At 41.2% G+C, this 18968-nt stretch carries 19 protein-coding genes and 1 pseudogene; 12 read left to right on the top strand and 8 right to left on the bottom strand.

Annotated features, from left to right (window positions below):
* The first annotated feature begins 12 nt into the window (after positions 1-12).
* Positions 13-537, top strand: a complete 525-nt coding sequence (locus B9T29_RS13395; RefSeq protein ID WP_086176398.1) for a disulfide bond formation protein B — start codon at positions 13-15, stop codon at positions 535-537.
* 60 nt (positions 538-597) lie between these two features.
* On the opposite strand, the gene B9T29_RS13390 is transcribed toward B9T29_RS13395, so the two are convergent.
* Positions 598-1929, bottom strand: coding sequence for a hypothetical protein (locus B9T29_RS13390; protein WP_086176397.1), 1332 nt, complete (start codon positions 1927-1929; stop codon positions 598-600).
* A 247-nt stretch (positions 1930-2176) separates the two neighbouring features.
* Between B9T29_RS13390 and B9T29_RS13385 the strand changes: the two genes are divergently transcribed.
* Together B9T29_RS13385 and parE are read left to right on the top strand one after the other, a co-directional pair.
* Positions 2177-2761 carry a YqiA/YcfP family alpha/beta fold hydrolase gene (locus B9T29_RS13385; RefSeq protein ID WP_086176396.1) on the top strand — a complete coding sequence of 195 codons (585 nt, stop codon included), beginning with the start codon at positions 2177-2179 and terminating at the stop codon, positions 2759-2761.
* A gap of 14 nt (positions 2762-2775) precedes the next feature.
* Complete coding sequence (gene parE, locus B9T29_RS13380) at positions 2776-4656, top strand: DNA topoisomerase IV subunit B (protein WP_086176395.1); 1881 nt, start codon at positions 2776-2778, stop codon at positions 4654-4656.
* 57 nt (positions 4657-4713) lie between these two features.
* Here parE and B9T29_RS13375 read toward each other — a convergent pair whose 3' ends face one another.
* Entirely contained in the window at positions 4714-5220 is a 507-nt protein-coding gene (locus B9T29_RS13375) for a GNAT family N-acetyltransferase (RefSeq protein WP_086176394.1), read from the bottom strand.
* A gap of 112 nt (positions 5221-5332) precedes the next feature.
* Entirely contained in the window at positions 5333-6070 is a 738-nt protein-coding gene (locus B9T29_RS13370) for an outer membrane protein OmpK (protein WP_086176393.1), read from the bottom strand.
* Between the two features lie 491 nt (positions 6071-6561).
* Between B9T29_RS13370 and B9T29_RS13365 the strand changes: the two genes are divergently transcribed.
* The 5 genes from B9T29_RS13365 (at position 6562) to B9T29_RS13345 (ending at position 10986) form a co-directional block, all read left to right on the top strand.
* Positions 6562-6939 carry an HPF/RaiA family ribosome-associated protein gene (locus B9T29_RS13365; protein WP_086176392.1) on the top strand — a complete coding sequence of 126 codons (378 nt, stop codon included), beginning with the start codon at positions 6562-6564 and terminating at the stop codon, positions 6937-6939.
* 172 nt (positions 6940-7111) lie between these two features.
* Entirely contained in the window at positions 7112-7654 is a 543-nt protein-coding gene (locus B9T29_RS13360) for an ankyrin repeat domain-containing protein (RefSeq protein ID WP_086176391.1), read from the top strand.
* Positions 7655-7669: 15 nt separating this feature from the next.
* The gene (locus tag B9T29_RS13355; RefSeq protein WP_086176390.1) at positions 7670-8440 is read left to right on the top strand and encodes a transporter; all 771 of its coding nucleotides are present in this window, start codon (positions 7670-7672) and stop codon (positions 8438-8440) included.
* Positions 8441-8459: 19 nt separating this feature from the next.
* Positions 8460-10301 (top strand): protein-disulfide reductase DsbD, encoded by a 1842-nt coding sequence (dsbD, locus tag B9T29_RS13350; protein WP_086176389.1) that lies wholly within the window; start codon positions 8460-8462, stop codon positions 10299-10301.
* A gap of 4 nt (positions 10302-10305) precedes the next feature.
* Positions 10306-10986: a glutathione S-transferase family protein gene (locus B9T29_RS13345; RefSeq protein WP_086176388.1), complete on the top strand. Its 681-nt coding sequence runs from the start codon at positions 10306-10308 to the stop codon at positions 10984-10986.
* Here the strand turns inward: B9T29_RS13345 and B9T29_RS13340 are convergent.
* Positions 10983-12182 (bottom strand): GGDEF domain-containing protein, encoded by a 1200-nt coding sequence (locus B9T29_RS13340; protein WP_086176387.1) that lies wholly within the window; start codon positions 12180-12182, stop codon positions 10983-10985. The genes B9T29_RS13345 and B9T29_RS13340 overlap by 4 nt on opposite strands.
* A gap of 258 nt (positions 12183-12440) precedes the next feature.
* Here B9T29_RS13340 and B9T29_RS13335 point away from each other — a divergent pair, with 258 nt between their 5' ends.
* Positions 12441-13007, top strand: coding sequence for an FMN-dependent NADH-azoreductase (locus tag B9T29_RS13335; RefSeq protein WP_086176386.1), 567 nt, complete (start codon positions 12441-12443; stop codon positions 13005-13007).
* An 84-nt stretch (positions 13008-13091) separates the two neighbouring features.
* On the opposite strand, the gene B9T29_RS13330 is transcribed toward B9T29_RS13335, so the two are convergent.
* Positions 13092-14003: an alpha/beta hydrolase gene (locus B9T29_RS13330; RefSeq protein ID WP_086176385.1), complete on the bottom strand. Its 912-nt coding sequence runs from the start codon at positions 14001-14003 to the stop codon at positions 13092-13094.
* Between the two features lie 156 nt (positions 14004-14159).
* Between B9T29_RS13330 and B9T29_RS13325 the strand changes: the two genes are divergently transcribed.
* Positions 14160-14597, top strand: a complete 438-nt coding sequence (locus tag B9T29_RS13325) for a DUF2147 domain-containing protein (RefSeq protein ID WP_086176384.1) — start codon at positions 14160-14162, stop codon at positions 14595-14597.
* A 75-nt stretch (positions 14598-14672) separates the two neighbouring features.
* Here B9T29_RS13325 and B9T29_RS13320 read toward each other — a convergent pair whose 3' ends face one another.
* Positions 14673-15020 (bottom strand): Spx/MgsR family RNA polymerase-binding regulatory protein, encoded by a 348-nt coding sequence (locus B9T29_RS13320; RefSeq protein ID WP_086176383.1) that lies wholly within the window; start codon positions 15018-15020, stop codon positions 14673-14675.
* A gap of 469 nt (positions 15021-15489) precedes the next feature.
* Complete coding sequence (locus B9T29_RS13315) at positions 15490-16308, bottom strand: exodeoxyribonuclease III (RefSeq protein ID WP_086176382.1); 819 nt, start codon at positions 16306-16308, stop codon at positions 15490-15492.
* Positions 16309-16348: 40 nt separating this feature from the next.
* Here B9T29_RS13315 and pyrE point away from each other — a divergent pair, with 40 nt between their 5' ends.
* Both pyrE and B9T29_RS13305 read left to right on the top strand, forming a co-directional pair.
* Positions 16349-16999 (top strand): orotate phosphoribosyltransferase, encoded by a 651-nt coding sequence (gene pyrE / locus B9T29_RS13310; protein WP_086176381.1) that lies wholly within the window; start codon positions 16349-16351, stop codon positions 16997-16999.
* 958 nt (positions 17000-17957) lie between these two features.
* Entirely contained in the window at positions 17958-18425 is a 468-nt protein-coding gene (locus B9T29_RS13305; RefSeq protein WP_086176380.1) for a MarR family winged helix-turn-helix transcriptional regulator, read from the top strand.
* Positions 18426-18760: 335 nt separating this feature from the next.
* On the opposite strand, the pseudogene B9T29_RS13300 reads toward B9T29_RS13305, so the two are convergent.
* Positions 18761-18968, bottom strand: a pseudogene (locus tag B9T29_RS13300) (IS982 family transposase); the annotation flags it as partial.

Below are 18968 nucleotides of genomic sequence, written 5' to 3'. Positions count from 1 at the left end.
AGAGGATTTGCCATGCAATGGAGTTATCGCTTCGTGAGTGGTTTTTTGTTTATAGCCAGTGTCATTGGAATGGCATTTGCGTTGTATTTGGAACATGGGCAAGGGCTAGAGCCTTGTCCACTCTGCGTTTTTCAGCGTATAGGCCTGATCGGGCTGGGGATCATATCGCTGATTGCTTTTCTGCATAATCCTGTTTCAAACGCGTTTAAACGTTTTTATGCCTTGCTGGGCCTGCTCAGTATACTCTGGTCTGCAGGGGTGGCTGCACGTCATGTCTGGCTGCAAAATTTGCCACCCGATCAGGTGCCGAGTTGTGGTCCCGGCTTAGACTACTGGGTGGAGACTTTGCCGTTAAAGTCGGTGTTTGAGCAGGTGCTGAAAGGTTCGGGTGAATGTGCCAAGGTCGATTGGACTTTGTTGGGACAATCCCTTCCAGTGTGGTCATTGGCTTTCTTTGCTGTACTAGCCTTGATTAGCCTGTGGCAACTGTTGCGTCGCTATCCATTGGTAACCCATAAAGCGGCCAAGAAAAAATAAAGATGTGTAGAAAAAAGCCAACTGAATGTTGGCTTTTTATGGTTTGCTTAAGTTGTTTGCCTAAGTCAGCGCAATCCTAGACCAGTCTTCCAGCTGCATATGGTATTCATGCACCTGTTCTTTGATTTCTTCATTCTGAGGAGGATAGAACCATTTCACGATCTGTTCCGCCACACTGGAATGATAGTTAATTTCAAAATGACTCAAGCCATAAAAGATCGCTTTATGCGATTCTGGCACTTTCAGTTGAAAGCGTGGATTTGGATGTTCACCCAAAGCACTTTCCACACTCACCAGATAATCACCCAGTACCTTTAAGGTCCGGTTCTTTTTATTTTCATATTCAATGGTGCCTGCAACAAAGTAGGTATTGATATGTTTCGGTAAGGGTGCCGGTTTTCGATTGTCATCCATGCCGCCAATCCGGGCATGGTTATGTTCCCAGTCATCATCACGGACACTGCCATAGCGCAAATCCAGAATGCCATTGCTGCGAATATTGACGATATGCCGGATAATTTTTACAAAGGGGAAATGTCCCAGTTTATCTTGCAAAATAAAACCAAAGCGTTCCAAGACTGCACCATGATGTGGTGAACCCAAGCAAACCAGATTTTCTGTCAGATGCATCCATTGATACATGTTTTGTTTGCCGTAAAACAGGGCACTGCGTAAGACCAAGCCACCCATGCTGTGGCCAATTAAATCAATGCTGGTAATGCGCGGATTGCGACGAATCAAATCTTCCAGCGTATGGGAAAGACTACGGCCATTGGCCGAGATACGACGTCCGGTGTTGTAATTCAGGTATAGCATGGTGTTATTGTCACGTTGCGCCAGCAACTTCTCGCCAATACCGCCATATTGACGGTTAGACCATTCTAAATGGGACATACATAAACCATGCACAAAGATCACCACACGACCGGACAAGTCACCTTTTTGCAGTCCGCCATAATGGTCATACAGCACCATCGGCAGTGCCATCGGGTTTTGGTATTTTAATAAATAATCGCCCAGTACCCCGTTGAGCACGCCGACGAGAAAGTGCAGTGCAGGTGTCAGCGGTTTCTCATGCAATTTTGGATATTTTTCAATAATTTGACGTAAACTCGGTGCCAGTAAATAGTTGCCGTAATTGAGCAGGGTGTCGAATGAAAGCTGGTAGAGTTTGTCGATATAAGGAATTTTTTGTATTTTTTTCGAGCGTTGCTCACTCATGCCAAACACGCTAATTAAAATTTCGCGTTGAATCGCCTGAACCAGCTCCTGCATCACGTCGTTTAGACGTGTAGTCACCAATTGTGCGAGACCTTCCAATACATCAGCTTGACTGGGCGGTGTACGGTCCCATCTACAATAGGTTTCATGTAATGGGGTTAAACTCGGCATTTGATCCTGTCCTTTCTGTGACCATGTTTCCCATACCCTTTATTTTTTCTTGGGATCACGGTATAAACTCTTAGCTTTTCATTTTATATCGTTCATCTCGAACAGCTTTTACAATAACGATGATTGAGCCTTGGTGTTATTTTTTTGTCTGACAATCCTGCCTATATCTACATAAAAACAGACGGATAGCGGCGGTTTATGTATAAAATAAATCTAGTTTAAATTTAACAATGATGCAATAAAAACCATGAACATCATTTATTTACATGGATTTCAAAGCAGTGCTTTATCCATAAAAGGCCAGCAAATTAAAGACTACTGTCAGCAGCAGGGCAATGTTCGGGTGCATCTGCCGGATCTCAACATGCCGCCCGAGCAGACGATGGCACATGTAGCTGCCATGATTGAGAATCTGGATCAGGTTGTGCTGGTGGGGAGCAGTCTGGGCGGCTTTTATGCGACACAGCTGGTCGCAAAGTATGGTGTGCCGGCTGTTTTAATTAATCCTGCTATGCGACCATGGCAACTGTTTCGTGACTTATTTGGCAGTGATCAGATTCCCTATATGGTTAATGCTGAATGGACGCTGGATGATACCCATCTGGATCAGCTTGAGCAGATGGCCGTGCCATTTGTGCAAGATGCGGACAAAATTTTAGTGTTATTACAACAAGGTGATGAAGTTTTGGATTATCGTGAAGCACAGCGCTATTATAGCAATGCTTCACATCAGTCCATGCTGATCATGGAAGCAAATGGCAACCATGCGATGGAAAATTTCGCAGACAAAATACCGATGGCCTTACAGTTTTTATCGGATTGTATAAATTAAGGAAACAGTACAACGTGTCTCAATATACGGCTCAATCACTTGAAGTTTTATCTGGTTTAGATCCGGTACGTCGTCGTCCGGGTATGTATACCGATACCACTCGTCCAAACCATTTGGCGCAGGAAGTTATTGATAACGCTGTGGATGAGGCACTTGCAGGGCATGCCAACAAAATTACCGTCATAGTGTATAAAGATGGCTCATTGTCGGTTGAAGATAATGGCCGTGGCATGCCGGTGGATATCCACCCTGAATATGGCCAAAGCGGGATTGAAATCATTCTGACCAAACTGCATGCCGGCGGTAAATTCAGCACCGATAACTACCAGTTTTCCGGCGGTTTGCATGGCGTGGGCATTTCAGTGGTCAATGCCCTATCTGACCGGGTGGAAGTCGAAGTTCAGCGTCAGGGTAACCTGTATAAAATGGCCTTTGAACACGGTGAACCGGTTGCACCGCTTGAAGTGTTAGAGGGTAAAGCACCAAAACGTGCGACTGGGACCACAGTGCATTTCTGGCCGGAAGCCAAATATTTTGATTCGCCCAAGTTTGCTCTCAAAGCCTTAAAACATAATTTAAAAGCCAAAGCGGTTTTGGCGGCAGGCTTAGAGATCAACTATGTTGATCAAATCAATGATGAAAAGATCAGCTGGCAGTTTGAAAATGGTCTGGTTGACTATTTAATGGATGAGCTTGAAGATCGTGAAATCATTCCGAGTCCTGCTTTCGTGGCCAGTGGCGAAGCCGAGCGTGCCAGTGCTGAATTTGCGATTTGCTGGAATGCTGAAGGTGGCGAGCAGATTCAGGAAAGCTACGTCAACCTGATTCCTACTGCGCAGGGCGGTACCCACGTCAACGGTCTGCGTTCAGGGGTCACCGATGCCATGCGCGAGTTCTGTGAACTGCGTAACCTGTTGCCGCGTAATTTAAAATTGTCTGCCGAAGATGTCTGGGATGGGGTGAACTACATTCTGTCTTTAAAATTTCAGGAACCACAATTTTCCGGTCAAACCAAAGAACGTTTGTCGAGCCGTGAAGCATCCGGCATTGTGCTGAATATCGCCAAAGATGCCTTTGCGCTGTGGCTCAACCAGAATTCCGACATTGCCATGCAACTGGCCGAATTGGCAATTGCCAAAGCCGGTCGCCGTTTAAAAGCGGCAAAAAAAGTTGAACGTAAGAAGATCGTTTCTGGACCTGCGCTCCCGGGTAAATTGGCCGACTGCGTAGGACATACCCTGGAAGAATCGGAACTCTTCATTGTGGAAGGGGATTCTGCGGGTGGTTCTGCCAAGCAGGCACGTGACAAGAATTTCCAGGCGATCATGCCGATTCGCGGGAAAATCTTAAATACCTGGGAAGTCTCGTCCGATGAGGTCTTGGGCTCTCAGGAGGTGCATGATATTGCCATTGCGATTGGAGTTGATCCAGGCAGTGATGACCTGTCCGAACTTCGCTACGGTAAAATCTGTATTCTGGCCGATGCCGATTCGGATGGTCTGCATATCGCGACCTTGCTCTGTGCCTTGTTTGTGAAACACTTCCCAACCATGGTGGAGGAAGGGCATTTGTTTGTGGCCATGCCGCCATTGTTCCGTATTGATGATGGTAAGGATGTGCACTATGCGCTGGATGAAGATGAGCTGGAAAGCATTCTAAAAAAATGCAAAAGCAAAAATCCGCAAATTACCCGATTCAAAGGTCTGGGTGAGATGAATGCCAGTCAGTTACGTGAAACCACCATGGACCCGAATACCCGCCGTTTGGTACAGCTTGATCTGGACGACGCGCATTTTACTGCCGGTCTACTGGATAAATTACTGGCAAAAAAACGCTCATCGGATCGTAAACACTGGTTAGAACAGAAAGGTAATCTGGCTGATCTGGTGGTTTAGTTTTTTAAGTTAAATCATTATTTATATATTAAAAAAGCCCGCATATTGCGGGCTTTTTTATGCATCTAAATTGAATTGCATCAACACCAGATCACGCCATTTCCCAAATTTCTGTCCGACTTCAGGCATATAGCCAGTTTGTTTAAAGCCTAATTTTTCGTGTAACAGGATAGAGCCTGAATTTTCTGCGTCAATAGCTGCAATCATGATATGAAGATGCTGCTGCCGTGCATGTTCGATCAATTTCAGCATTAATGCTTTACCTAGTCCCAAACCTTGAAAATCTGGATGAATAAAGACTGAATGTTCAACCGTATTTTTATAGCCAATGAGACTTCGAAACGATCCATAATCTGCAAAGCCTAAAATTTGTTGAGTTGTAGATTCTACAGCAACCAATAATGGAAACTGGTCACGAAGCAACTGATGATACCACTGCGTATATTCTTCCAGACTTAAAGCTTGATTACGCCAATTTGCCGTTCCATTTAAAATTTCTTGGTTAAAGATATTTAAAATGGCTGTTAAATCTTGAAGTTCTGCAGGTCGAATTTGGACAGACATAGTGAAAATAAAAAATGCTAAGGATGAGGAAATTTTAAACTTAAAACGGGTGCTCAGGCATAAAAAAAGCAAGACCGAAATCTTGCTTTTTTTTGCTGGAAAACAAACGTGCTTAGAAATGGTATTTAACCAATGCGCTTACGTCATTTTGGTCTACGCCTTGAATACCAAATTTGTTGTTCCAAACTGAGTGTTCGATACCAACATACAATTTAGTTTTAGGTGAAATATGTTTACCTACATTCCATTTGTACTGGCTGGTCCAGTTCAGCTCGCTTGCTTGGGCGCCTTTTTCGGCCGTTGACCAATCCAGGAAGGCATCTACCAAGAAATCTTCAGAACCCAATTTAAACGGAACGGCATAAGTGATCGTCATTTGATAATCATCTTTAGTTTTGTCGTTATCCGCTTTATAGAAGTTCACATTTGCATACTGGGTGTATGGAATATCTAAAGCAAAACCAATACCGTACAGGAAGTTATTAAACTCTTGGTTTTGATCGTATCCTGCATTGTGTTCCCAAGTTGTCGCAATAAGGACATCTTTAATTGGACCCAAAGAAAGATCTTTTCCAGATACTTCGCCTAAGCTTAAACGTGGCGCTAACTCGAAATATGTATTTTGTTCATCATTGCCATCCAATTGATGGTCAACGAAAAAGAATACATCAGAATATTTAAGTTTAGCTGCATATTCTGCAGTCACGGTCGTGCGGTCTTCAGTACCTACTTTATAGTGATCACCATAAAGACCAGTCAAGCTGAAGTCTTGCCATACCACTGGCGAAGCCTGTGTAAGTGCAGCTGTTGAAGCCAATGCACATGTAGCAAAAAATTGTGTAAGTTTCATTAAAAATATCTCCCCCGAGAAGCAAGCAAAGCATACAGATTCTTTAGCAAAAATAAAGCCAAAATTGATCAATGGTTAAAAAAATAGTCTGCTTTTCTCAGAGTACCCTGATTAAAATCAAGGCACCACTTTGATACCTAAAAATACATGTTGATAAAAAAGCTAAAGCGATATAAACAAGGAATTTTAGCTTCAAAAAAATAATGTGAGATTTATCAAACTATTTAAAGGGAAAAGTCAAATTCCTTATACGTTATAGGGTATTTAAAAAAATATCAAAATACTACTTGCATAAGCTTCACCTAGACCCTTATATTCAAAGCATAAGGACACGAATCTGCAGAGTTAAAAGTGTTCATCATTCAATGTGGAGGAACTCGTTCCAAACTAGGTTGAAGATGCTCAGCGCTGTTGTTAACAGCAAGGTAAAACGTGCCAAGATAAGAAGTTTTGCACAAAAAAGATTTGATGAATAAAGAGGATGAAATTATATGAACATTGAAATTCGTACCGATAAAAACATCCAAAATAGTGAGCGTTTAATTACTTATGTTCGTGCAGAACTGAATGCTGAATTCCAACGTTATAGCGAACGTATTACCCATTTCTCGGTTCATTTTAGCGATGAAAATGGTCCCAAAGGTGGTGCAGATGATATTCACTGCATGATCGAAGCACGCCCGGCAGGTTTGAAACCGGTAGTGGTGAACCATAATGGTCATAATATCGATACTGCCATACATGGAGCCATTGACCGCTTAAAACGCAGTTTGGAACATTTATTTGAGAAAATAGATGACCCTCGTGCCGCAGTGCCGGTACTTGCTGAAACTGCAGAAGCCAATGATGTGGACGATGTAAATGATTAAGCAACATCTTGCTTAAAGAAAAAAGCTCTTCGGAGCTTTTTTTATGGGCGTTTTAATACGCTATTCGGGGCAGGGCAACAGAAATAAAAAATATACTCCTTATACATTTAGCTAAAACAAATGACAGTTTATTCGGCATAATAGTTAAAAATGATTGAAGAGTATTTTCTCCATGTTAACAGCACAACAACAAGTCTTTGTACAGGCAATAGAAGAGCTGGATCTTGCTCTGGTGCAACGTCTTTTGGCAGAAGGTCTCGATCCGAATTTTATTGATCTGGAAAAAGGTCCGGCCATTTCTGTCTGGTCCGATGGTTTGTTCAAATGGTGGGAGCATATTTGCGAAGCTTATGAAGCCGGTTCACCTTTATCTGAACAAGAAAAACAGCAGAATCTGGCAGTTCATCTTGAGATTTTAGAGGCGCTTATTCAGGCCAAAGTCAATTTACATTTGTGGGATGCCGAAGAACTGTATGGTCCATTATGGGATGCTGCCAGCTCCGCCTGCGTGCCTGCAGTGAAACGTTTACTGGATGAAAAAGTAGATCCCAATACCAAAGATGAAGATGGTCAGACCATACTATCTTCGATTAGTGATTTATTCTTTGATTGTGACTTTGATGAAATCAACTGGTCAGAAGCATTGGCCGAAGAAAAGCAAACTTTAGAATTGCTCCGTAGTTATGGGGCTAAAATGACTAAAGAATTAACCTAATCAGTGAGACAATTCATGCCAGTCCTAAAAACAGTAAGTTTCATTTTTGCAGCAGGTTTTAGCATCAATGCAATGGCTGCCAACTTTTCTTTTGACCGTCCGGGTACAGGAATTGGTACAGGTATTACTCCAGTCGGTCAGCTGGCATGGGAACAGGGTTTACCAAGCCTAAACTACTCAGAAAGCACTGATGAAAACGGGCTAAAGGTTAAAAACACTAGCTTAAATGCCGACATGTTATTGCGTACCGGTTTAGCCAAAGATCTTGAAGTGCAATTGGGCTGGCAAGGACCATCCTGGTTAAAGACCAAAACGGCAGGCCAGTCCATTGAAGAAGACGGTCTGGGTGATGTCAGCATTGGGGTAAAAAAGGCCATTAATCTGGATGATGAAAAGCTTTCTATGGCTATTTTAGCTGAAGCTATTCTGGCGACTGGTAATGATGGTTTTAGTAATGAAGATGATATTTACAGCCTAACCTCGGCTGTGGCTTATGATTATAGCGATTTAATTGCTACTTCCATGACCATGCGCTACGAAGTCCAAAACAGCAACTGGGCAGTGACTGCAGTACCGACCATTGAATATAAAATCACTGACAAATTGTCAGGTTTTTCTGAACTGGTCTATCGCAAAGCCGAAAGTCAAGACTATGAATATGCACTGGGTTCAGGACTTGTCTATGCACTAAATGAGCGCGTGCAAATGGATGCCAGTATTGGTGTGGACTTAAATGGTCGAGATAAAAGCTACCAATCAGGTTTGGGTGTTTCATTCCTATTTTAATTAAAAAATAAAAATTCATATGAAAAAGCATTCTCAAGACTTTGGCGTGTGGTTGTATTCCGCTATAAGCGGATTGATTTGTAGTGTTATTTTACTATGTTCCATGACACTGCAGGCACAAGAGCAATTGCTTGCACCTGAGGATGCTTTTTCTTTTAGTGTTGAATCTAGCAGTACACATGAAGCCCGACTCAACTGGACAATTCCAGAGGGTTATTATTTATATCAGCACAAATTTGAAGTCTGGCAAGGGGCACAAAAGCTGGCTTTAAAATTGCCGCAAGCCACTGATTTACATGATGAAAACTATGGTCGCACCCAGGTTTATTTTCATCAAGTGCAATTTAATATTGCGACCGAAGCCTCCCAAACCTACCGGGTGACGTGGCAGGGCTGTGCCCAGGATCGAATTTGCTACCCGCCACAAACTGTCGAATTCCAGACCGATATTGACGGCTTGGTGCTGCTGCAAAATCAGGCCAGAGCCAGTAAACGCCTGCTTGATCTGTCATCATCTGCAAACAGTTTTGCCAGTGGGAATCCAATATTAAGTGCTACGCAAAATAGCATCAAGGTGACTGAAAAACCTGTCCCATTAGATACTGCAAAAGATCAAATGTGGTCGGAAACATTAGCCGAAAGCTCTTTCGTTTATGGCCTATTGTTATTTTTCGGCTTGGGGATACTCTTGGCCTTTACTCCGTGTTCATTGCCGATGTTACCTATTTTGACCTCCTTAATTGTACGCGATAGCAAAGGCTTAAAAGCCTGGATGATTGCTTTGGTCTTTGTCTGTAGTATGGCGATGGTCTATGCCATTTTAGGTTTAATTGCGTCCTCGGCAGGACTGAACTTTCAACGCTGGTTGCAACAGCCTTCCACCCTGATAGCTTTTAGTGTGCTGTTTGTGCTGTTTGCCCTGAATTTATTTGGGCTGTTTGAAATTAAATTACCGCATGCTTTGGTGAACCGTTTAGATCGGGTGCATTCACTGCAAAAAGGCGGGAGTCTGCTGGGTGCAGGTATCATGGGAATGATCTCTGCACTGTTGGTCGGCCCTTGCATGACCGCACCGCTGGCTGGGGCACTATTATTTATTTCCCAGACCCAAAGTCAGTGGCAGGGGGCAATCTTGCTATTCACCTTGGGTTTTGGCATGGGAACCCCCTTACTTCTGGCCAGTGTATTAGGTTCCAGGGTGCTGCCTAAAGCAGGGTTGTGGATGCACCAGATTAAGGTGTTTTTTGCATTTATCATGTTGGCTCTGGCGCTGTATTTTATTCGTCCGTTAATTTCTGAAGCTTGGTTACAATGGTTAAGTTTGGGCTTAGGTCTCTTTTTTATTGGATATTTAAGCATTCGAATCATGCGGCAAACAGCTCCATTCAAATGGCTGTATATTTTGGCCTTGCTCGTGGTGGTTCCGTATTTGGCTTATACTCAATATCAGCATAGCCAGCGTTTCTTTATCACCCAGAGCAGTACCCAAGCCAGTTGGCATGTGGCGAAAACTGCCGATGAATTTCAGCATATCCTCGCCAATGTACCTGCTAACCAAGCCATTATTATTGATGTCTATGCAGACTGGTGTGTAGCCTGCCAGCCAATTGAACATCGTGTTTTAAAATCTGCACCAGTGCAACAAGCCTTAGAACCTTATTTTCTGATTAAGCTGGATTTAAGCGACTACGATGCAACGCATCAGGCCTTATTGAATCAATGGGATATTTTAGGGCCGCCGACCTATTTATTTTTAGATGCGAAGCGGCAGGAAATCCGTGGCTTACGTTTAACCGGAGCTTTTAGCGAAGCTGAATTGCTGAAACAGCTCGATCTGTTTCAGCAGCATAGAGGACAATAATTTCATGTATCAGCTCTATATTGCCAATAAAAATTATTCCAGCTGGTCCATGCGCCCGTGGCTAGTGCTGCTGGCCTTTCATTTGCCGTTTGAAGAAATTATGCTGCCATTTCCGCCGGAGCGTAATACCGGTACTTTTAAACAGGATGTTCTGGTGATTAACCCGAATGGTAAAGTGCCGGTATTGGTCGATCATGACTTGATGCTATGGGATTCACTGGCGATTTGCGAATATCTGGCAGAACAACATCCCGATCAGTCTTTATGGCCGCAAGATGTCAAGCTGCGTGCCCGTGCACGTTGCATTACAGCGGAAATGCACAGCGGATTTACCGGTTTGCGCAACGCCTGTGGCATGAATATCCGCGCCCATTTAGCTGATGTGGGTAAGTGTTTATGGCAGGACGATGCCGCACTGCGTCAGGATATGGCCCGTATCGAGCAGATCTGGTCAGAACGTCCAGAGGTGAACGGTTTTTTATGTGGTGAATTTTCAATTGCCGATGCATTTTATGCCCCGGTGGTGACGCGGCTGATGACCTATGCCTTGCCAGTCAGTGAGTCGACACAGCAGTATATGCACACCATGCTGCAACATCCGGCCGTGAAAGCGTGGCTGGATGCTGCATTGCAAGAAGAGATGTGGGTGAATTATTTAGAGTCGTATCAGCAGAAACCGCTTTAGCAGACTTTGGGTTCAGCAAGACACTCTTCCTGATAGCATTTGACCTGATTGCGTCCGCAGGCTTTAGCTGCATACAGCGCCTTATCTGCCTGGCTTAATAATTGTTGTGAATTCAGTATTTTACTAGATAGTGCAATGCCAAAACTTGCAGTAATCGGAATGATCTGTCCCGATTCACTGCTTAAATGAAGTTGTTGAATGGCCTGACGACAATGCTCGGCAATAATTTGAGCCTGTTGCAGAGAAGACTGATTCAGAATCAGAATAAATTCTTCCCCACCCAAGCGACCGACCACATCACTATCCCGAATAAGCTGTGACAGGATTTGGCTGACCTGAATCAGGGCTTCATCGCCTTTATCGTGCCCGTATTGGTCATTAATGCGCTTAAAATGATCCAGATCAATCAGAACCACTGCATAAGATTTACTTGGCTTGCGTTCCAGTTTTTCCAGGCAGTAATTGATGCTGCGTCGGTTAAGTGCATTGGTCAGCGGGTCAACCTGACTTAAATGCTGAATCAGTTTTTCTCGATGCCGCCACTGACTCAGTAAAATTTCAAATAAAATAAGGCAGGTAATTAAAATTGGCACGATGAAATACATCATCGTCAGCACCCAAAACATATTTTGGTAAGGCATGGTGTCTAGATGAAACAACGGACCGTAACTGATTTGACCTTGCAGACTTAAATAGCCACAAGCGAATAAAAATAATGTGGCTGGGATGAGAGCGCAATAAACGATTTTACGGGTAAACAGTACTAAGCCTACAGTGACCAGACTCATGTAAGTGATCATCGTGGCGGGACTGAGTACGCCCACGACATAACCATCACGACATAATGGAATGACCAAAATACTCACGGATAAATAAGGTAACCCTTGCTGTACCCAAGCTTTTTTACGCCATGCCGAACATAGGTAAATCAGTCCAATAAAGACGGCCAAAATCAGGATATTCAGTTCCAGCTGTAGTTTGAGCAAGGGTAAATTTACCCAGTGCCATACCTCGGGAGATAACAGCACGAAAACTTTCCAGATAATCCAGATCATATGCACCGCACTACCTAAAATCAGCATCAAAATGCATTTATTCAGGACACTCCAGTTCATGACCACGCCATCTTCTAACAGATATTTCGCAATTTTTTCTTTGAACGAGAAAGTGATATTCGGTGAATAGATTGGCTTCATTCGATAGAGATAATCCCGGGTTGGTAAAATTGTGAATTAATGTGAAGTAAGTAGATTTATTTTTATCAATTAACAACATAGCATGTTTTTTTAGCAATAGTAATGCCTGTTTTTTGTACTTTTTGGTCTCAAGATTAGTTAGGCTGAATCATTATTGTTTTAAATATGGAACGTTGTGTTGTGTATAAGCCTATTATTCTATTTTTGTTGGGGGATTAAAATGCCTACATTGAATAAATAGAGATGAAGGTAACAGGCATGAAAGTTTTACATATCGATTCCAGTATTTTAGGTGATGCTTCTGTTTCACGCCAATTGAGTCAGGCGATTGTCACTCAATTGCAAGCCAAGCATGCAGATGCAAGCGTAGAATATCTGGACTTGGCAAAACAGCCTATTCCACATTTAACCGCTGAAATTTTGATGGGACAAGATGCTGAACAGACAGCCTTGGGTGAAAAAATTATTCAGCAGTATCTGGATGCAGACGTGGTCGTGGTGGGTGCGGCGATGTATAACTTTGGCTTGCCTTCTACTCTAAAAGCCTGGATTGACCGTATCAGTGTGGCAGGTAAAACCTTTAAATATACTGAAAATGGTCCTGTGGGTTTGGCCGGCGAGAAAAAAGCCTATATTGCCAGCAGTCGTGGCGGTGTGTATGGTGAAAATAGCCCGGCAGATTTCCAGGAAGGCTTTTTAAAAACTGTATTTAACTTTACCGGCGTGAATGATGTGGAAATTATTCGTGCTGAAGGTGTCAATATGGGCGCAGAGTTAAAAGATCAGGCAATTGCCAGCGCTTTAGCTCAGGTAAAAAGCCTGTAATTTGAAATTCTCCTATCCATGATTCCTCTTTGGTCAGCTTCGGCTGACCTTTTTTTATGGAAAATGTTTGATTGCGAATTAAATTTAGCTTTGATCCAGGGCATGGGCAAACTCAGCCAGATCGGCCATGGCCTGCTTGGCTTCATCAAACCAGGCATGGAACATCTGAAAATTGTGCCACATGCCAGTATAAAGTTTAAAAGTCACCTGTACGTTGGCCTGCTCTGCTTTTTCTTTAAAGCGCTGCGCATCATCCAGTAGAATTTCTTTCGATCCCACCTGTACCAGCGTTGGAGGTAATCCGGTCAAATCCGCAAACAGGGGAGAAATAGAAGGATGTGATTTATCCATAGCTTTCGGTACGTAATAATCAATCCCTGTTTCTAAGGTTTCAATAGACAATAGCGCATCATGCTTCTGGTTGAAGCGTAAGGATTCACTGGTCAGGGTTAAATCTAAAAAGGGTGATAACAGCATCAGACCACTGACTTGAGGCAGCTGTTCATCACGAATTTTTAGCGCTAAGGCTAAAGCCAGATTGGCACCACAGGAGTCGCCGGACAAAATAATATCTTTGGCCTGTATACCTTGGTCGAGCAAAATATTGTAAACATCAAACAGTGCATCCAGGGCTTCAGGAAAGGGCTGTTCAGGCGCCAGAGGATAATCCACATGAATCACCTGCATTTGGGTGCGTGCCACCATGTCGGATAAAAATGCCCGATGGGTATTTAATGAGCCTAAATAGAAGGCACCGCCATGAACATATAAAATGAGTTGAGTGGCTTCATTTACTGGTTTGATTTCTTCTGCATGCAAGCCGGCAAGACGAAGAGGGCGAATACTGACATCTTTATTTTGTGGAAATAAGCGGCACATTTGTTCTATGGCAAAACGTGCCGTGCTTGGCGGTAAATTAAATTGACTTGGTGTGCGGATGGTTGTTTTTAAAAAGCTTTCAGTAATGAGTTGTTTCCATACCGGATCTATTTTCATATTCTTTCCATCTTGTTATTTATCGGAGCTTTAGTTTGCATATTTACCAACACAAGTTACAAGGTTACACTATATGGTCACATTCAAGAATTGCATTATTGTTGTGACTTTTTAATACTAAGGTCATCTATTACTAGATTAGGGAATGAAAAAAAAATGAAAAAAATTGCACTTGCATTAGGATTGCTCGGATTAACAGTTTTGGCAAATGCTGCTGATCCTTTAAATGGCACAGTTTGGAAAACGATTGACGACAAAACAAAACAACCAAAAGCAATCGTAAAATTTACTGAACAAAAAAATGGCACATTGTCTGCAAGCATTCAAAAAGTTTTGACACCGGGCGAAGAACAAGCATGTAAAAAATGCGAAGGTCCATATCACAATAAATCTTTAAAAGGTTTAAAGATTGTTCATGGTCTTAAAAATGTAGGGGGCACAAACTATGAGGAAGGTACTATTCTTGACCCTTCTTCAGGCAAAACTTACAAGCTAAAAGGCGAACTAGCGAATGGCGGTAAAACGCTAGAATTACGTGGCTTTATTGGCGTATCCGTTTTAGGTCGTAACCAAACCTGGATTCGCGCAAACTAAGTTTGCTGAGCCAAATGGATTAAACAAAAAAGCCTGACAATGTCAGGCTTTTTTAATCTGGGCGATGAAGTATGCTTACTTTAATGCCCGATACGCGTCTTCATCAAAGCCCACGATATAACCTGAAGCTGTTTCAAGCATCGGGCGTTTGATCAAGCTATTATGGCTAGTCAGTGCTTCAATGAGGTTATTTTCACTGGCTAATGCAGCTTGTTGTTCCGTTTCGCTCAGTTTGCGCCAGGTGGTACCTTTTTTATTGAGAATCATTTCCTGACCTTTGGCATCTAGCCATGTTTTTAGCGTTTCAGCGGCAATGCCGTGTTTCTTGTAATCGTGAAATTCATAAGCAAGCCCGAGTTCATTGAGCAGGTCGAAGGCTTTTTTCATTGAATTACAGTTTTTGATGCCATAAATTTTAAGCATAAGTGAATTATTCCATTTTCTATTCTGTAATAGCCTAGCGAAAATCATCCATAAGCTCTAGAGCGAATTTAAACTATTCAGGATTAGAAAATAAATGTAGCTGTCATCAAACTGACATTGAGATTTGCCAATAATAGTGGCATAGAAAATAATAAAGTGGTTTTGGGGTTGTTCTTGGGATTATAAAAAATGGCTAACTCAAAATAGAGAAAACCCGCATTTAATCATCCTGATCATGCGGGTCTCATTTCAACGTCCATTGTCTCATCCTTACAAAATTAGCAACATCTGTTGTTTATTTTGTTTCATCCTACGGCGTCCTGTCCTTTTGAGTCATCCTGACTTATCCCTTTGCCGTGAAGCTATAATGCACTTAAAAGATGTATATAAAAAGCAACAAATTCGACATCTTTTGTAATCTATGTGCTTGTATTGAGTGAACGACTGTACACTCAATCCGGCATATGGACTATATTTTATAATCAATCACTACGGGTGCATGGTCGCTAAACCAGCTGTCTTTATAGACCCAGGCATTGATGGTACGGGCTTTCCAGTCCGGTGAGCAGGCCTGATAATCAATGCGCCAACCGACGTTTTTGGCACGCGCTTGTCCGCGATTGGACCACCATGAATAAAGTTCGGCTTCCTTACGCACTTCACGGAAAGTATCGACATAACCCAGATCATCATAAATATGATCTAACCATGCACGTTCATGTGGTAAACAGCCTGAAGATTTCTGGTTGCCTGACCAGTTTTTAATATCAATGCGTTTATGCACAATGTTGTAATCACCACAGACAATGATGGATTTATCTTCATCACGCCATTGTTTTAAGATGTCTTGATATTGATCCAAAAAGTGATCTTTACGCGCTTGGGCTTCTTCACCGGATGAACCTGAAGGCAGATACAGCGAACAGATGTATACCGGCTTGTCTAAACCGAGATCAAATTCGGCAGCAATAAAGCGTCCTTGAGAGTCGGCTAATTCAAAGCCCAAACCATTGGTCACAGAGACAAAAGGCAGGCGGCTATAAATGGCGGTACCGGCATAGCCTGCACGTTCTGCCGGGAACAGGTGCGTGTACCAGCCTTCTGGTCTAAATTTTTCAGTCCACTGCGCATGGGTGATCCGACTTTCCTGCATACAAATGACATCGGCATCTGACTGTTCCAGCCATTCAAGCAAGCCTTTGGTCACTGATGAACGCAAGCCATTTACGTTAATTGAAACGACTCTTAGAATTTTTTGATCACTTGGATAGCTACTCTTTGGTATCATGCGCAAGTCTTACCTCTATTTATGAATTTTGGAGCACCTCATGACCTCGCCAGCTCAATTTAACCCTCAAGCTTTTATCGAACTTGCATTATCACGTGGTGTGCTTAAATTTGGTGAGTTTACTTTAAAATCAGGTCGTGTGAGTCCTTATTTTTTTAATGCGGGTTTACTCAATGATGGTGAAGCGTTAACGCTATTGGCTTCAGGCTATGCGGACAAATTAACTGCATGTGACAACGTAGAAGTGATTTTTGGCCCTGCGTATAAAGGTATTCCGTTTGTAGCGGCAACGGCTGTGGCATTGTCACAAAATCATGGCGTGAGCGTACCTTGGGGCTTTAACCGTAAAGAAGCCAAAGATCATGGTGAAGGCGGTGTACTGGTTGGTGCTTCAGTTGAAGGTAAAAAAGTCTGGATCATTGATGACGTGATTACTGCAGGTACTGCCATCCGTGAAGTGGTGACCATTCTTAAAAATGCTGGTGCGCAAATTGCTGGTGTATTGGTGGCTTTAGATCGTCAGGAAAAAGGTCAAGGCGAATTGTCTGCAATTCAGGAAGTGCAAAAAGAACTCGAAATTCCAGTTCACGCTTTAATTACCATGAAAGATTTGATGGACTTCCTGGATGCGAAAGGCGAGAAAGAAGCTTTAGCAAAAATGGAAGCCTATCGTCTGAAATACGGCATCTGATGGGTCAATGCTTAAAAAGGGAAGCCATGTGCTTCCTTTTTTGTCATTTTTAAGAAAATGGGAGGTGACTAAAAAAACGACTGAAAAAAGTATCGAGGCCTTAAATAAACCTTTAGCGATATTCATCTTGTGTTTGTCTTTAGGGTGAAAGAAGAGGCAAATACACTCTGTTGAAGTTGAGCACCGTTTTCATCTATACAATCTAAACCGGTATTTATTCAGCTCTAAGTCTAGAAAGACTTAAGAGAAACTTCCTTTTCCTCAGGCTCTGTATACGGATAGCTTGTTTAAATTTTGTGATCCAGAAAACTCGATTTTTCAGCGTAAAAATTCTGCTTTAAATTTTTCTATATAAAGATATCTATTAAATTCATGATTATTTAATAAATTATATAAAATGCATATTGTAAGTCAGTGCAAATAGATTATTTTTCCTTCATTTATTTAAATTCTGCAATTCTATACTCTAAAGGTATAAAATTTTTATGGATTAAAAATATTAAATTAAACAGTATTTTATTTTTATCAATAAATATAAAAAATTTATAAACTGAATTTAAAATTATTTTAATAGACTAAAAATTGCAGAAAATGGAGGATTTTTCCAAAATAAATTAAGGCTAACTTTGTCACAATTTTTCACATTTGTAAAAATAAAATGGTATTTTTTGTGATAGATCATTTAACCATTAAAGTGATTTAATCAGTTTGCCTAATAACAATAAATAAATATAAAAGGGAACTGTAGCTAAATTTGGACTCTCTAATTCTTTTATAACAAAGAGGCTCGCAGAAGCAAAAAAGAATTAGAGGGTTAATATTAAAAAGAGAATATAGGGCTAAATAATTAATACCAGATATTGAATGGGTGAAAATGTAATCAAAAAGTAAAGAATCTACAATAGAATATGTTTTAAAAATTTTTTAATGAGCCTAATAGATTAGAAGAGGTGAGGTTGTGGCAAAAAAGTACAATAAGTTTTTATCTGGCTCTGCGGATTTTAATTTAGAAAATTCTCTATATCACTGGATTACTCAAGTCCATACTCAATATATACAAAACGTTGATCATGCATTAAAGAAATATGGTTTAGATAATTCACGCCGTCGTATCTTGCTGGCATTAAAATCCAAAAATAAGGCTAGCATATCTGATCTGTCGGAGATGCTGATTTCTAAAATGTCGACCACCACCAAAGTGGTCTATCGTTTAAGAGATGAAGGATTAGTGAATACTTATTGTTGTGAAGATGATGCTCGAATTACCCGAGTATCATTAACAGATAAAGGACAACAAAAGATTCAGAAAATTAATGATCTCAGCCTGATTGTTTTAGAACAATCCTTTGAGGGTTTAACACCGCTACAAATTGAGAAAATGCTGGATAATCTTAAACATATTTTCAAAAATCTTGCCCCTTTATAATTAATTGAACTGAATGGATTTTAAATAAATTATTGCTGATTTTAATTTTATTTAAAGGTGTGATTTATTTAATACTTAAAATAATTTTATTAAAGGTTATTTATTTTGTTAAATAAAGATTGGGTGGTTTTTAATTATAAATAAGATTGATTTGGTTGCTCATTTTTTTAATTTTTATTTTTAAATATTTGTTTTTTGGAATTTTAATTATTTTTAATTTCATATGATTAGAATAATAAAACATTTTTTAAATATGGCTAAATATGGATATTATATTCTGGATAAATAGTTTATTTTTATATAGAAGTAACTAACCCAAATCCTGTTTAAGCCAATCATTCCATTACTCGAATAGCTGGCTTGTTTTGATGGCATAACTGGTAAGCACATAAAGATGCATAAATTCCAGCTAAGTACCCTTCAATGCTTCTCGCTTTACTCGTCACCAAATGATATTTCCCTTTTAACAGGCTGAATAAAGTCTCTATTTTATTACGCTGCTTTAAGTGATATTCATCTGATATTGAGAGTTGCACAGATTTC

The organism is Acinetobacter sp. ANC 3903 (genome assembly GCF_002135315.1).
Lineage (GTDB): Bacteria > Pseudomonadota > Gammaproteobacteria > Pseudomonadales > Moraxellaceae > Acinetobacter.
This window is presented reverse-complemented; position numbering and strand designations above follow the sequence as displayed.